Annotated in this window: 13 protein-coding genes and 1 rRNA gene; 6 read left to right on the forward strand and 8 right to left on the reverse strand. The window is 38.3% G+C overall.

From position 1 onward, the window contains the following. Nucleotides 1–139 precede the first annotated feature (139 nt). Together H5090_RS19440 and H5090_RS19445 are read left to right on the forward strand one after the other, a co-directional pair. Nucleotides 140–820 (forward strand): SDR family oxidoreductase, encoded by a 681-nt coding sequence (locus H5090_RS19440; RefSeq protein WP_024597442.1) that lies wholly within the window; start codon nt 140–142, stop codon nt 818–820. A gap of 48 nt (nt 821–868) precedes the next feature. Then, nucleotides 869–1,549 carry an SDR family oxidoreductase gene (locus H5090_RS19445; RefSeq protein ID WP_024597443.1) on the forward strand — a complete coding sequence of 227 codons (681 nt, stop codon included), beginning with the start codon at nt 869–871 and terminating at the stop codon, nt 1,547–1,549. A gap of 122 nt (nt 1,550–1,671) precedes the next feature. On the opposite strand, the gene H5090_RS19450 is transcribed toward H5090_RS19445, so the two are convergent. After that, the gene (locus tag H5090_RS19450) at nt 1,672–2,130 is read right to left on the reverse strand and encodes a GNAT family N-acetyltransferase (protein ID WP_182692573.1); all 459 of its coding nucleotides are present in this window, start codon (nt 2,128–2,130) and stop codon (nt 1,672–1,674) included. Between the two features lie 405 nt (nt 2,131–2,535). Between H5090_RS19450 and H5090_RS19455 the strand changes: the two genes are divergently transcribed. Further along, nucleotides 2,536–3,849 carry a M20/M25/M40 family metallo-hydrolase gene (locus H5090_RS19455; RefSeq protein ID WP_182696519.1) on the forward strand — a complete coding sequence of 438 codons (1,314 nt, stop codon included), beginning with the start codon at nt 2,536–2,538 and terminating at the stop codon, nt 3,847–3,849. 64 nt (nt 3,850–3,913) lie between these two features. Here the strand turns inward: H5090_RS19455 and H5090_RS19460 are convergent, their stop codons facing one another. From H5090_RS19460 to H5090_RS19480, 5 genes are all read right to left on the reverse strand, one after another. Beyond that, a complete protein-coding gene (locus H5090_RS19460) occupies nt 3,914–4,711 on the reverse strand; it encodes a response regulator (RefSeq protein WP_182696520.1) in 798 nt (265 codons plus the stop codon). Nucleotides 4,712–4,832: 121 nt separating this feature from the next. Continuing rightward, complete coding sequence (locus tag H5090_RS19465; protein WP_182696521.1) at nt 4,833–5,549, reverse strand: Sir2 family NAD-dependent protein deacetylase; 717 nt, start codon at nt 5,547–5,549, stop codon at nt 4,833–4,835. Beyond that, on the reverse strand, nt 5,546–6,562 hold the full coding sequence (locus tag H5090_RS19470; RefSeq protein WP_182696522.1) for a kelch repeat-containing protein: 1,017 nt from the start codon (nt 6,560–6,562) through the stop codon (nt 5,546–5,548). Before H5090_RS19470 ends, H5090_RS19465 begins: the two co-directional genes overlap by 4 nt. A 108-nt stretch (nt 6,563–6,670) precedes the next feature. Next, complete coding sequence (locus tag H5090_RS19475; protein WP_024594980.1) at nt 6,671–6,856, reverse strand: epimerase; 186 nt, start codon at nt 6,854–6,856, stop codon at nt 6,671–6,673. A 149-nt stretch (nt 6,857–7,005) separates the two neighbouring features. Next, on the reverse strand, nt 7,006–7,881 hold the full coding sequence (locus H5090_RS19480; protein ID WP_182696523.1) for a sensor domain-containing diguanylate cyclase: 876 nt from the start codon (nt 7,879–7,881) through the stop codon (nt 7,006–7,008). 479 nt (nt 7,882–8,360) lie between these two features. On the opposite strand from H5090_RS19480, the gene H5090_RS19485 reads away from it, so the two are divergent. Genes H5090_RS19485 through H5090_RS19495 form a run of 3 tightly spaced genes read left to right on the forward strand, consistent with a single transcriptional unit; the run spans nt 8,361 to nt 12,984 of the window. Continuing rightward, nucleotides 8,361–10,421: a TonB-dependent receptor domain-containing protein gene (locus H5090_RS19485; protein WP_182692675.1), complete on the forward strand. Its 2,061-nt coding sequence runs from the start codon at nt 8,361–8,363 to the stop codon at nt 10,419–10,421. A gap of 9 nt (nt 10,422–10,430) precedes the next feature. Further along, nucleotides 10,431–10,958: a YfiR family protein gene (locus tag H5090_RS19490; RefSeq protein ID WP_024596128.1), complete on the forward strand. Its 528-nt coding sequence runs from the start codon at nt 10,431–10,433 to the stop codon at nt 10,956–10,958. Between the two features lie 4 nt (nt 10,959–10,962). Beyond that, nucleotides 10,963–12,984: a bifunctional diguanylate cyclase/phosphodiesterase gene (locus H5090_RS19495; protein ID WP_182696524.1), complete on the forward strand. Its 2,022-nt coding sequence runs from the start codon at nt 10,963–10,965 to the stop codon at nt 12,982–12,984. A 253-nt stretch (nt 12,985–13,237) separates the two neighbouring features. Here the strand turns inward: H5090_RS19495 and H5090_RS19500 are convergent, their stop codons facing one another. Both H5090_RS19500 and rrf read right to left on the reverse strand, forming a co-directional pair. Beyond that, nucleotides 13,238–13,873, reverse strand: coding sequence for an isoprenylcysteine carboxylmethyltransferase family protein (locus tag H5090_RS19500; protein ID WP_182696525.1), 636 nt, complete (start codon nt 13,871–13,873; stop codon nt 13,238–13,240). Nucleotides 13,874–14,439: 566 nt separating this feature from the next. Next, nucleotides 14,440–14,554: ribosomal RNA gene (gene rrf, locus H5090_RS19505) — 5S ribosomal RNA — on the reverse strand. Nucleotides 14,555–14,556: the final 2 nt, after the last annotated feature.

Below are 14,556 nucleotides of genomic sequence, written 5' to 3' on the forward strand. Positions count from 1 at the left end.
AAAAATACCGTTAAAACTATGGTTTTTGATACGTAGAGCCCACCTATTTACGGCTAATTTATAGCGCCTATTCAATATAGGTTAATCGTTTATTGGTATGGTTATTTTAAGCTTTCAAGGTTCACAAAAGAGGTTATCTATGGGAAAAGAGAAAATTGTACTCATAACCGGCGCTTCAAGTGGTATTGGCGAAGCAACCGCAAAAATGCTGGTTAACAATGGTCATAAAGTAATACTTACCGCTAGACGCGAAGATAAATTAACTGAATTAGTCGAGTCATTGGGCTCAGATAACGCCATTAGCGTAGCCGCAGATGCAACCGACTTTACCGCGCTTGAAAACGTAGTTGCTAAAGGCATTGAAAAATTTGGTCGTTTAGATGTTGCCTTTGCTAATGCAGGTAAAGGGCTAGACACTTTAGGGGTTGAAGAAGGCGACCCCAATGAGTGGTCAACCATGATCGACATAAACATTAAAGCCCTACTGTGGACTGCAAAACTAACAATGCCGCATTTACGCCAAAGCAAAGGACACTTTATTATTACTAGCTCAGCAACTGGTCGCAGAGCTGTTAAAGGCTCTATATACGGTGCAAGCAAATGGTTTACTTATGGTTTTTCTCAAAATCTAGCACAAGAAATTAGTGAATGGGATGGGCGTTGTACAACCATCACCCCTGGCGCTGTAAATACCCCTTTTACTGATGAAGCAAGACCTGACAAGTTATACCCGCAAGATGTTGCCGATGCTGTGCTATTTGCCATTGAGGCAAATCAGCGTAATAACATCAGAGAAATACATTTAAGACCCACTCATTAGTAAAACTATTCTCATAATTTTGAATATGTAAACATAGGAGAAATAATCATGGCGAAAGAAAAAATAGTCCTCATTACAGGTGCTTCAAGCGGTATTGGCGAAGCAACCGCAAAAACGCTGGTTAACAATGGCCACAAAGTCATTTTAACCGCCAGAAGCGAAGACAAATTAACTAAATTAGTTGAATCATTAGGCTCAAATAACGCACTTAGCGTAGCTGCAGATGCCACAGACTTTACCGCACTTGAAAACGTAGTAACAAAAGGCATTGAAAAGTTTGGCCGATTGGATGTAGCCTTTGCTAACGCAGGCATGGGTGTTTCAACCGCTGGCACCGAAAAAGGTGACCCAGATGAGTGGTCAACCATGATCGACATAAACATTAAAGCGCTGCTATGGACTGCAAAACTAACACTGCCGCATTTACGCCAAAATAAAGGTCACTTTATATTAACCAGCTCTGCCGCTGGCCGTAAGCCAATTGGTGGCTCTATTTACGGTGCAACTAAATGGTTTGCTTATGGCTTTGGACAAAACTTAGCTGAGGAAATGAGCGAATGGAATGGCCGCTGCACAACCATAGCACCAGGCATGGTAAACACCCCATTTTTTGATGAAGCTAAACCCGACAAACTCGACCCACAAGATGTAGCCGACGCTGTACTGTTTGCTATTGAAGCAAACCAGCGCAACAGCGTACGTGAGATTTATTTAATGCCGACTAATTAACGTTGATTGGTTGAGTTTGAGCTGTCAGGTTTAATGCTAATGGTATTAAACCTGATGGTTGTTAATTCTAAATACCGGCTAGATAGAATGAAGGGAAAATATTCAGCATTAATAAAAGCTTGTTAGCTGCTTTTTAGATTGCGTTCTAAGAATACAACTCTCGTTTTACCCAGCTTTGCCGTTTTAAACTCAGAATAACCACGGCGTTTATACATCGCTAAATTAGAAGCACTAAACTCCCCTGTAAAAAGCTCGACACGATTAGCTTCTGGAAATACAGTTTCAAGTGAAGAAAGCAACTTAGAGCCAACACCCTGGCCATGCAGTTCAGGCCATACCGCCATGCGTCCAATATGACAACTACCAGCTTCTAAGCGAGCTTGACCGCTTGCCAATAACTTACCGTTATCAACAACTTTCAAAATGATTTTCTTCTCAAAGTCTGCTTTCAGTTCATCAAGCGTTTGAGTTAAAGGCGGGATATTAAAGTCATTATGCAGTTCAGCTTCTGATTGATAAGCTACGCGCTGAAGTTCTAGTAAACATTCTGCATCTTCTATTGTGGCGTGAAATATTTCCATATACTCAATTCCTTTTGGCAACTAACAATTTAGTCTACGACATTTGTCGCTTTACAAACCGGCAAATGTCCTTATATTACAATGACTTTATCCTAGCTATAAAATAAACAACTGTAAACAGTTAGTTAGCTTCGCCTTACCTTTCCTAAATGCAGCAAAACCCCAAAATGGTGGAGTTCAGTAATATCAGACAAATTACTGTTTAGTTATGCAGCTTGATTATTAATTAAAAGATTATATTTTAAGTACCTGTGTTTAAACTAATAACACGTTCACCCTTTGACCCTTAAACTTGTAACTCGTTATTGCTTATAAAATTAGTTAAAAATCACAATCTACTTCTATTGAATCCTCTGTATTTTTAATTCATATTAAATATTCTTATTTCTCACTTATTATGCTGTTATGTCATTTTTAAAATTTAGCCATGCACTTATCCTTACACTTGCTAGTACCCTACCACTTACAAGCCATGCGGCGCTTGATAAAAATGAGCGTGAAATAGTAAAACAGGTCGATAAAAATATTCCCCAAGCACTTAAAGAAATAGAGCAAGCCGTAAATACTAATAGCGGATCGCTTAATATTGAAGGTGTAAAAAAAGTAGGCGCGCTGACAAGCGAGCAACTTAAGGCCATTGGTTTTAAAGTAGAATGGCTGGATGGCAGTGCGTTTAACCGCGCAGGACATGTACTGGCAACCCATGAGAGTAAAAACCCCGATGCAATAAAAATACTGATGATCGGCCATCTAGATACGGTATTTGCCAAAAACGATAACTTTACTACCTACAAACAACTTGATGCCGATACAGCCAGTGGCCCAGGCGTTGCCGATATGAAAGGCGGTAACACGATAATAATTACCGCACTTAAAAGCTTACAAGCCCTTAATTTACTCGAAAATGTAAGCATAAAAGTATTGCTGACTGGCGATGAAGAAAGCAGCGGTCGCCCACTTAGCTTATCTAAACAAGCTATTGTTGATGCAGCAATTTGGGCTGACGTAGCGCTTGGCTATGAAAATGGCGATAACAATATAAAAACAGCTATGGCGGCGCGCCGTGGTTATACCGGCTGGACGCTAAATGTAACGGCAAATGCAGCGCATTCGTCGCAAATATTTAGCGACAGCGTTGGTTATGGCGCTATTTACGAAGCATCACGCATTTTAAATGATTTTAGAGAGCAACTTGCCACGCAACCTAATTTAACATTTAACCCAGGGCTTATTGTGGGCGGTACCAATGCCGACTACGACAGTGCTAACTCGTCAGCAACGGCGTTTGGTAAAAGCAATGTAATTGCACAAACCGTGCATGTTGCAGGTGATTTACGCGCACTTTCGCCAAAGCAGGTAGAAAGCGCTAAAAGGGTTATGCTACAAATTGTGGCTAAAAACTTAGATGGCAGTAAAGCAGAGCTTATTTTTGAAGATGGTTATCCGCCAATGGCATTAACTGATGGCAATAAAAAGCTATTAGAATTATACAGCGACGCAAGCCACGACTTAGGCTTCAACAAAGTAGTAGCCGCCAATCCACGCAATGCAGGTGCGGCTGATATTTCGTTTGCGGCAAACCATGTTGATATGGCACTTGATGGTTTAGGCTTGATGGGCAGCGGTGCGCACACTAAAAACGAAACAGCCGATTTAACCAGCCTTGATAAAAACATTAAAAAAACGGCATTACTCATTTATAGATTAGGAAAACTGTAATAGTAAATGTATTTTAAAGATGAGCGTAGGCCAAATAATAACCGTCCTACGCTTGTACTTACTTTTAAGACATTATTTTAAACAATAATTCTCGCACTGTGGCCGGTTCAAACGGTTTATCACAAATAGCATCAACTCCCGCTTGAGCAATATTAGCTAGGTGAGTGTCGTTTGCCTCTGAGCTCACCATTAAAATAGGAATATGTGAGTAGCTATTTGAGCTTCTAACGGCTTCTGTTAGTTCTCGCCCGTCCATTTCTGGCATGTTGTAGTCGGTTACTATTAAGTCAAACGGTTGGTTATTCAAGTGCTCAATAGCTTCTTTACCGTTTTCAGCTTCTATTGGTGCAGGTATTCCCATCCCTGCAAGTACACGTATTATGTGTTTACGCGCAAAGCGGCTGTCGTCTACCACTAAAACTCGCAGCAACGTTACGTCAAAATGATCAAGTTCTACTTCTTCTTCGCTTATGATATCGAGGGTTGCTTTGAGTGCGCGGGTAATGGCTTTTGCGCTAAAAGGCTTAGGCAAAATAGCCAGCACACCCGATTGGCGTAATTGCTCAAGGTATTTTTTATTACGCTCGCTCGATATAAGCATAAAAGGTTGATGCTCGGTGATAGGGTTTGATCTTATTTCTTGCAATAGTGAGTCGGCTGTCCCGTCAGATAAATACATAGAGCTTATAACTAGATCAGGGTGATAACTTGCTAATAAGCTAAGCGCTTGTGTTTGTGTAGATGCAGTTTCAACTTGTTTTACACCACTTTCTAAAAGCGATTTTATTATTATTTTTTGCTGAACCTCTGAAGGCTCTACAAGTAAAAGGGACAAGTTTGCTATTGCAGTTAAGTCGCTCATTCAGATCTCTTTAGTATTGTTATAATCAGGATAATAATAACATTTTTGACTCGTTAATATTATATAAAGAGATTTTAATATTTAAGAAAACATTACCAACCCCTTTAAAATATAGCACTTATTAATTAGATTGAATGTAATCTAATGCATTCATTTTTTTATATGTGACGTTAGCGTGCAAAATATGTGCAGGTTCAGGGTCAACCACTTCAACAGGAATGTCGTAATTTCGGGCTATTTCAATTGCCATTTGCGTAATATTGACGCTAAACGAAGTGCCCATAAATACAATTTTATCGGCGTTGAACATACGCTGTTGTGCTTGTGTTATTCTGTAAAGCTCGGTGTAGTATTCGTCAAATAATAAAACAAAGGGCTTAAATGAATGGTTTAGCTCAGGCGTTTGGTTTTGAATATTAAATAGCTCAAAAAGAGACTCTTGCAGGCAGTTTTCGTCTACGCTATCCCACGGGGTGGCAAGTGGCGTGACAGGCTCACCTTGCTCATGAAATAAGGTCATTTGATCAAGCCTGCCGTGTATCGCTATGTAATTTTTGTTACCCGCTTTGCCATCAAGCCCATCTATGTTTTGAGTAATTAGGTTTTTGTCACTTAGCCAATGGTGTACGTCGTTTGGGCCATGGTTGCGATACGTTGCAAAGCGATGGTAATACCATGCTAAAAACTCTTTTGGGGCGTTTTGGTACATTGCGCGCGTTGCCATTTCCATAGGCGTATAATTTTTACTGCCAATGGTCCAATAACCATCCTCCCCTCTAAAGGTGGGAATACCACTGGCTGCGCTGACTCCCGCTCCTGTAATGTAAAGAGTGTTCACTTTTCAACCTCGTAACCGAGCACGTTAGCGCTTACTTGCTGATTATTATCTATGCCGCCAATTCGATATAAAACCCCACTGTGCTCAAGTAAGCCACGATGATCCATGCTCTTTACTTCAACTGGGGATAAAATCTGCCATTTGTTTTTTTCGATACTAAAGCGCCAAACATGGTCACTTGCTGGTGCAGGTTTGCCGTCGTAACCTATTGCGCTGTAGTTATATGGGTTATTAGAGCCTGCCATCATATAAATATTGCCATTATAGCTGGTGGCTGCCATTCGGTAGTGAGCAGTGCCTGTTGGATGTGGCAAGGTACGCCAATCTATTTTTTGTGGGTTAGTTGAATCTATTGTGCCTTTTAAGCACTGTGCTACACCTGCAAACGAGCGACGCGAATCAGGATTAGCTTGTGTTTTAACGCCATCACAAATAACAATGGTGTTACCACTAATAGCAGCGGCTTGGCCAAATACGGGCTCACCTAAAAATGGCGAGGCTTGTTGCCATGTATTATTTTGCGTGTCGTATACTTGTACTAAGTTTACGTTGCCGTCGTTATGCCAACCGCTAATTAGATAAATGTAACGCGCTTTGTAGCTCAGCGCTACGCTATCGTCTACGGGTACTGGCATGCTAGCAAGGTGAGTGTAGGTATCTTTTATTACGTTGTACCTATATACGTTGGGGCTTGAAACTTCAGTATGATCCTCTGCTACCGTATAACCGCCAAACACATAAGCGTACTCGCCTAAGCCGACTGCGGTGCTTGCTAAGCGCCCTTTTAATGGCAAGCTTGAAGGCACACCAGTTTTAGATTGCCACTGTGAATCGCCAACTTTAAGCGCCCACACTTTGTTATGCACTGACGAGTGTTGTTTATCGCGCCCCAGCCCCATAAAGCTTAAAAAGTAGGGCTGGTTTTTTACAATAACTTTAGCCACAGCATTATTTGCAACAGGCTCAGGTAAAGCGGGAAGGCTTGCTAACGCAAGAGAAAAAAGAAGGCTCATAAGGCAAATAATTTAATAAGAATTAATACGCTCAGATTAAATTATTTTAGCCTTGTGAGCCAGTATTGTTATATCTAAATAATCAAACGCTTTTGATTAGTAACCATATTAGTAGGCAATACTAATATGCTGATTTACGTGCGCTGCATTTTGCGCTACATCAACCATTGCTGTTGCGTAATCAGTGACCGAAACTTTGCTTTCGCCTGCATCATTAGTAAAAAATGTATTACTGCCTATACGGTAATTGCCTTCATTATCACCCAGACATAACTTGTGCAGTTTATTTATCAAGGAACTACCTACAAACTGCTGTAAGAGCATTTATAGATTTTTAACGCAGCGCTGGAAAACCGCTATTAAAAATGTGGCGGTAAGTAATGTATTGTAGTTAAGGGCGTTGTGAAGATGAGCTGTCTAAGGTGGTAGTTCAGCATAATTTTTTAAGGTAAATAGGTTACGTTATCTAAGCCTTGTTGTTTATTTTTGTACATAGCTTGATCAGCAGATTTTATAAGTTCATGATCTGTTTGTCCGTGCTCTGGGTAGTTTGCAAAGCCAATACTGGGGGAAATATTTAGTAGTACGTCATCTAACTTAAAGACAGCTTTAAACTCAGTGAGGACTTTATTTTTTATTCTGACGGTTTCGTGGCTAGAACTTAAATTATCTAAAATAATTAAAAATTCGTCTCCACCTAAACGCCCTACTGTGTCGTAATGCCTAACCGACGCTGAAAGCCTTTTTGCTATAGCACATAAAAGCTTATCGCCAGTTTCGTGTCCGTGGGTGTCGTTTACTGCTTTAAAGCCATTTATGTCTATAAACAGTAAAGAAAAAAATGTGTTGTTTGTAGTTGCGCTAATAATTACTTTTTCTAATCGCTCCATCAATAAAGAGCGATTAGGCAAACCAGTTAACACATCGTGCCGAGCCATGTAATGGAGCTGCTCTTCCATTACTTTTCGCTCAGTTATATCGTGCGCTACTGCAATTCTTACTTGATGTTGCTCTGACCAACGAACAGACCATAATATATGGACTAATTGACCATCTTTTCTCATCCAGCGGTTTTCAAAGCGAGGGTTTACCGTTTCGCCAGACAATAGCGAAGTTACGGCGTTATGAGTTTTGTAATGATCACCTTCGTAAACATAGTTAATCATCTTTTTGCCTACAACTTCGTCGGCCGTATAACCAAAAATTTGCTCAAATGCTGCGCTTACAAAAACAAATGTGCCTTGTTTATCTACCACACAAACGGCATCAAGCATTAAATCGAGTACTTCTTCTACATTAATTAATTCATTTTTTATCATACTTTGGTGCCTTTAAAGCAAAACCAAGCAAATTTAAGTATTCTATATAGCTTTAACAAAAGCAAAGATAATTAAACCACAATCGCAGATAACACAGGGCTAAGTATAAATTGTGCCCATATAATTAATATTGCTTTGAGAAGCATGACACGAAAAAGTTAAGATTAAATATTTAATAACCATAAATACTTTGAAGTTATTCTGAAATAGACTAAATTTTAAGTCGTATATAAACATATAACTATCAGCTATTTACATTTTACTGACTCTTTAATAAATATACTTATAAAGTTCATTTAACTATATTTTTACAGTTCAATTGGGCGAAATTAGACCTTTTAACTACTACAAAATTAGCTACCTTGATTTAATCTCATCTATGCTTTTACACTGTTAATGTATGTTAATATTGTGTGATATCACATGTATTACAAAAACAAAGACTGTTTTTGATTTTTGATTGCGCAGGAGACTTTTGGGTGAAAATATCACAACGTTTGTTTTGGCCATTACTTTTTGTTTGCCCTCTCTTAACGGCCGAGCCGTTTGAAGATGAAGACCTCGATCTTGATGCTTTAATGGGCATGGATGTACAAGCAACTTCTGCGATGAAAAGAGCACAATCAGCATTTGATACCGCCTCATCTATTTATGTATTAAGTAAAGAACAAATTACTAACTCTGGTGCTACATCAGTACCTGAAGCACTGAAAATGGTGCCTGGTTTAATTGTACGTCAGCTCGATAACAATCAATGGGCTATTTCATCAAGAGGTATTGCCTCTCGATTTTCTAGCAAACTATTGGTTATGATTGACGGACAAAGCTTATATACCCCAAAATTTGCTGCAGTTTATTGGGAAACACTCAACGTTCCTTTGTATGACATTGAGCGCATTGAAGTAATACGCGGACAAGGCGGATTACTTTGGGGTAGTAACGCAAATAATGGCGTGATTAATATCATTACTAAAAACAGTATTGATACTCGCGGTGGATACGCAAACGTAACAACTGGTAATCAAATAAATGTTGATGCAAATCTTCGTTACGGTGGTGATATAAGTAACATAGGCAGCTACCGTGTGTATGGTCATGTAAAAGATGCGAATGAATCAAAAAAAGGGATCTTACTCGCACCTAACGATACAACTAAACAAAATTCTTTAGGTTTTCGGGCTGACTTTACCCCTAATGATGAGTGGTCTGCGCTACTACAGGGGGACGTTACTCACTCAACACTTGGTCAAAACTACCGAGGTGTTATAGATGAAACCAACGAAAACATTTCATTCTCAGATGATTTAAAGCGAACAGACTCACGCATAATGGCACGCCTTGAAAACAGAGTGTCGCCCGATGCCAATCAAATGCTACAAATTTCTTGGCTGAAACAAAATGGTTCCCAAGATTATATTAAAGAAGATTTTGAATCGATAGATATTGATTATCAAATGAACTTCATATACCAATCTCTACAGCTAGATTGGGGATTAAACTACCGGTATAACTCTATCTCTTTCGCAGAAAGTGTATTTTTAGATAGCGATAAAAACTTTGATAACCTCAAACAGTTTGGTGCACTTGTTCAAGCTCAATACAATGTGACGCCTGATACACTCGATTTTATTATTGGTACTAAGCTTGATCATAACGATTTAACTGGCTGGGAAAATCAACCGTCAGCAAGGCTTATATACAAACCAGTAGATAACCACCTTACTTGGGGTGCTATATCGAGAAGTGTACGTACACCAACATTGATTGAATTTAACGACAACTTTAAAGTTAATGGTACTGAAATTAAAGATCTTACCGGTTTAAGCTCTGGCTTTGGACAAATAGACGACTACCGAATTGCAACCTACCTAAATGGTAACGACAAAGTTAAATCTGAAAACTATCTATCTTATGAATTAGGCTACCGTTTTACTGCTAACGATTGGTCATTGGATCTTTCTACTTATTATACCGATGCTAATAACGTAGCGGTTATTGATATGAATACGCATGCTGAACAATTCACACCTATACTTGAATTATTTCTAGCAGGGAGAATCCCAGAAGTATTTCAAGCACTAACAATGACTCGCATAGATTTAGACTTTGCATCTGTAGCAGACACGACCACTAAAGGGTTCGACCTAGTTGTATCGTGGCAACCTGTTGATAATCTCAATACTGAGTTTGGTTATAGTTACACCGATTATAACTACGATTTACCTCCTCGAGTAGAGCCCGCAATCGGCTATGACTCTAAAAACAGGCAGTTATTTGCAAAAGCCGATTATTCTTTTTTAACCAACCATAATGTGTTTGCGACATTGCGCGCAATAAACTCAAATGCATATAACACTGATAATTACACAACGTTAGATGTTAGTTGGAATTGGCAAGCAACACCTGTGTGGTCTACTGCAATTTCGGGTAAAAACCTCTTTGCAGGTTCACATATTGAGTACAATAATACGCGCGAAACCTATACATTACCAAACTATATTGATGAATGTATTACATTTACAATTTCAGCAAATTTCTAAGTTAATTAGATGATTAAATTAAGAAGTTTAATTCACAGTAGCTTAATAACGTTGACACTTCTTAGTGCCAGCGTTGGCGCTGTTGAAAAAGAATACATGCTAAAAGCAGGCTTCTTATATAACTTTGCACGTTTTGGACACTGGGATTATCATTTAGAATCTCTTAATGAATTTATTATTTGTAGCCCTGATAAATACTTTATTGATGCGGCTAACAACGCTTTAAAAAGTCGCACTATAAAAAACTTACCTCTATACAATAAATTAATCACTCTGGATGAAGTAACAACCTCGGCGTGTAACATGCTATTTATTACCTCTGATACATTTATCGAATGGCAAAACATAACACCTTTAGAGCTGAAAAACGTTATGCTCATTGGTGAAACAGACACATTTATTGAAAATGGCGGTCATATCAGGTTTTTTCTTTCCAGTGGTAAAATTCGCTTTGAAATTGCTCCGAAACAGCTTAAAGATGCAGGCATTACTATGAGCTCAAAAGTGCTACGCCTTGCCCGCGTTGTAGATAGGTAGCGCAATGAAAAAACTATTTGCATTAAATACGATGAGCAAAAAATTACTATTTATCTTAATGAGTGTTGCACTTGTATCAACCGCGACAGTAACCATTGTATTTAGTGCTTATGAAATCACTAGCGCTAAAGAGGAACAAATAGAAAGCTTGGGCTCTCTGTCAAAAATGCTTTCACCGAATATAACTACAGCACTTATGTTTGATGATATAGATGCAGTGCAAGAGCTTATAAACCCAATACTTATACGCTCAGATGTTATTAGTATAATGGTAACAAGTATGACTGGTGAGCAACTTGTTATTGCGCAATCCGAAGATGAAAATATGGAGCAAAGTATTGAAGTAAGTACACCCCTTCAGCTCGATATGCATGATTACGGTATATTAAAAATACGCGCTAACAACAGCTACATTCAAGACAGAATTACTTTTTACTTTAAGTTTATAATGATTTTGATGATATTCACCTTTGCCATCAGCCTAATTTTATCTCTTTTATTAAGGCGTCGCTTTTTAAACCCTATTTTATATTTAGCTCAAACAGCAAGTAAAATAACTACATCACACGATTATAGCTTACGCGCTAAACAGCTATCACAAGATGAAGTAGGACAATTAACCTCTTGTTTTAATGCGATGTTATACAACATTGAGCAAAGAGAAAATTCATTAGAAAACCAAGTTAGACTGCGTACTAATGAACTTGAAAATGCGAATATTCAGTTGCAACAATATGCCTACCAAGATGGATTGACCGACTTACCAAACAGGCGTTATTTTTACGAAAAACTACAAAGCTTAGTAAGTATTAAGGAAATGAAATTCGCACTTATATTCATAGATTTGGATGGATTTAAAGAAGTAAACGACAGCCTAGGGCACGACTACGGTGATTTACTCTTACACCAAGTAGCAACAAGACTGCAAAGTTGTATAACGACTGAAGATACAGTCGCACGTTTGGGTGGTGACGAATTTACATTAATTTTAGAGGGTGTAAATAGCCCGGATGAAGCATCAAAAATTGCCGAAGCAGTAAAAAGTAGTTTAATGCAGAGCATTAAAGTAAAAAAAGAGACAGTCTATGTTACTGCAAGCATAGGTTTAACATTTTTCCCTGCTGATGGTTTAACAGTAGAAGAGCTCGTTAGACGCGCTGACCAAGCAATGTATTTATCTAAAAATAAAGGGCGGAATCGCTATGAGTTTTTCTCCTATGCTATAGAAGAAAAAGCCACAGAAAAGCGTCGTCTAATAGAGGAGATACGCACTGCAATTGTTAAAAACCAATTTGAATTATTTTACCAACCTATATTTTCAATTGACGGGAAATCAGTACCAAAAGCTGAAGCTCTAATTCGTTGGAATCACCCTGAACGAGGCCTAATAGGGCCAAATGAATTTATACCTGTCGCTGAAAAAAACGGATTAATAAACGATATCGGCCAATGGGTAAAATCTCAAGCAATTCAAGATACCGTCCAATTCAATGTTTTAAGTGAAAAGGCAATTCAAGTCAGTGTGAATACATCACCTCTTGAAATTGACCGTGCTGGTTGCTGGGTGGATGAATGGATTGTAGCAAGTAAAAAGTATCAACTACCTGCAAACACCATTTTAATTGAAGTCACTGAAAATACTTTAATGGATCCCGACTCGTCAATACAACGACAATTAAAACGCTTAAGCACTATTAATATAGATATTGCGATTGACGACTTTGGTGTTGGTTATTCTTCTTTGGCGTATTTACAACGCTTAGATATAGATATTTTAAAAATAGATCGCTCATTTATCAACGATATAGAATCAAACGATAATAGTATTGCTCTCGTGAAAGCTATTATCACTATGGCTCACAATCTAGACGTAATGGTAGTTGCTGAAGGAGTTGAGACACAAAAACAGTATGACCTATTAAAGCAGCTTGCTTGTGATTACATTCAAGGCTACATTTTTTCAAAGGCAATTACTAAACAAGAGTTTATGAAAAAGTATATAATACCAATCCGCAATAATACTTAATCATTTTGCGGGGCTAAATGTGTCGCTACCTGTGTTAAAAAATTCTCATTTAGAACAACTAAATAGCAAATTTTTTGCCTAGCTATCAACACGTTTTTCCATCCTCAAAATAGATCACTTAATTAAGCGAATTGGTATAAAACAAAAAGAAGTGATCTGATTTATGTCTATTGTGCTGGATTTTAGCAAGCCAACACAGAACACTTCTTTACTTTTGCCTTAAAAATCCACGTATTTAAAGCTCAATCCCAAGCTATAACCAGCGAGGGACTAGTTGTTTATACTCTTTATATTCTATAGAAAAACGATGGGCTAAATGAGCCTCCTCAACTAATGTTTGTCTATATATAGCTGTAAAACCAATAACTAAACAGGTCAAACTAAATATACTAGGTAAGGCTAAAAAGAACCCCACCTGTGCAGCTACAACGCCTAAATACATCGGATTCCTAGAGTATTCATATAATCCTGATGTTTTAAGCTCATGTGGTCCCTTAGGATCAATTCCTGAACGCCAAAGTGCCGCCATATGAAAATGTACAAACATCGTCAAAATAAAACCTGCACTCAATAAAATATCGCCAAATAATACACCTGGCCAGCCATTGAGAATTGGGAATAGCCCAAGGTAGCTATCTAACTCAGGTACAAACACTCTAATTACACATATAAACCAAATAGCAGCCCTGAAAAATTTAAAAACCATATGGTTCCACCAACTAGTACAAAATTTATCACCGGGATAAATAACGCCAGATGGTGTATTTCGATTTTTATAAATAATTCTAAATGTATAAAATCCGGCAACAAAAGTATAAAAAATAGCTAAGTAAACTCGGGTAAATTCAACTAGCGATGCAGAGTCATCTACAAATGTTTCATAAGGCATTTAAGTTACAGCTCACAATCATTATTGGTAGTAATTTTAAAACAACTAAGCCAATAGATTTAGTTATAAGATCATGAAATCATATTAGTATTCATTGCCCTCATAAACAAGCTAAGTCTGTGGTTAGTTAACGAGTTATAATCAACTAATCAAACTAATTTATAAATTCTGTTTGATACTTCACCTAAACAACTGCTTACACAAACCGAAAACGTAAATTCGGTAGTTCACAATTTTATTTTTATGCCAATTCGCTTAATTAAGTGATCTATTTTTCCGCCCTACTTGATGGTGTTGGTATGAGTGTATATTAATTGCGCATATTTCACTTTTCTGCAGACGTAAAAAAGCCCGACTATTTCTAGTCGGGCTCTCTACAATTTAAAGCCTGGGATGTCGTAGTGCCCACAGCGGTAGAAAGTCACATAGCAAATGCTACACTATCGTTGGCCGGGGCTAGCCTTCGAGCTGTTTCGTTTCACTACTGAGTTCGGCATGGGCTCTTTACTAAATCCCAGACAGCAAAAAACCCGTCACATTGCTGTAACGGGTTTCTTTAATTTGAAGCCTGGTAATGTCCTACTTTCACATAGCAAATGCTACACTATCATCGGCGCTGTTTCGTTTCACTACTGAGTTCGGCATGGAGTCAGGTGGGTCCAAAACGCTATTGTCACCAAGCA

The sequence above is a fragment of the Pseudoalteromonas sp. SR43-5 genome (assembly GCF_014163835.1).
GTDB classification, from domain to species: domain Bacteria; phylum Pseudomonadota; class Gammaproteobacteria; order Enterobacterales; family Alteromonadaceae; genus Pseudoalteromonas; species Pseudoalteromonas distincta.

What these genes read in the sequence shown, in the direction of transcription:
- H5090_RS19440 (WP_024597442.1), top strand. Translation starts at nt 140, where the DNA reads ATGGGAAAAGAGAAAATTGTACTCATAACCGGCGCTTCAAGTGGTATT.
- H5090_RS19445 (WP_024597443.1), top strand. Translation starts at nt 869, where the DNA reads ATGGCGAAAGAAAAAATAGTCCTCATTACAGGTGCTTCAAGCGGTATT.
- H5090_RS19450 (WP_182692573.1), bottom strand. Translation starts at nt 2,130, where the DNA reads ATGGAAATATTTCACGCCACAATAGAAGATGCAGAATGTTTACTAGAA.
- H5090_RS19455 (WP_182696519.1), top strand. Translation starts at nt 2,536, where the DNA reads ATGTCATTTTTAAAATTTAGCCATGCACTTATCCTTACACTTGCTAGT.
- H5090_RS19460 (WP_182696520.1), bottom strand. Translation starts at nt 4,711, where the DNA reads ATGAGCGACTTAACTGCAATAGCAAACTTGTCCCTTTTACTTGTAGAG.
- H5090_RS19470 (WP_182696522.1), bottom strand. Translation starts at nt 6,562, where the DNA reads ATGAGCCTTCTTTTTTCTCTTGCGTTAGCAAGCCTTCCCGCTTTACCT.
- H5090_RS19480 (WP_182696523.1), bottom strand. Translation starts at nt 7,881, where the DNA reads ATGATAAAAAATGAATTAATTAATGTAGAAGAAGTACTCGATTTAATG.
- H5090_RS19490 (WP_024596128.1), top strand. Translation starts at nt 10,431, where the DNA reads ATGATTAAATTAAGAAGTTTAATTCACAGTAGCTTAATAACGTTGACA.
- H5090_RS19495 (WP_182696524.1), top strand. Translation starts at nt 10,963, where the DNA reads ATGAAAAAACTATTTGCATTAAATACGATGAGCAAAAAATTACTATTT.
- H5090_RS19500 (WP_182696525.1), bottom strand. Translation starts at nt 13,873, where the DNA reads ATGCCTTATGAAACATTTGTAGATGACTCTGCATCGCTAGTTGAATTT.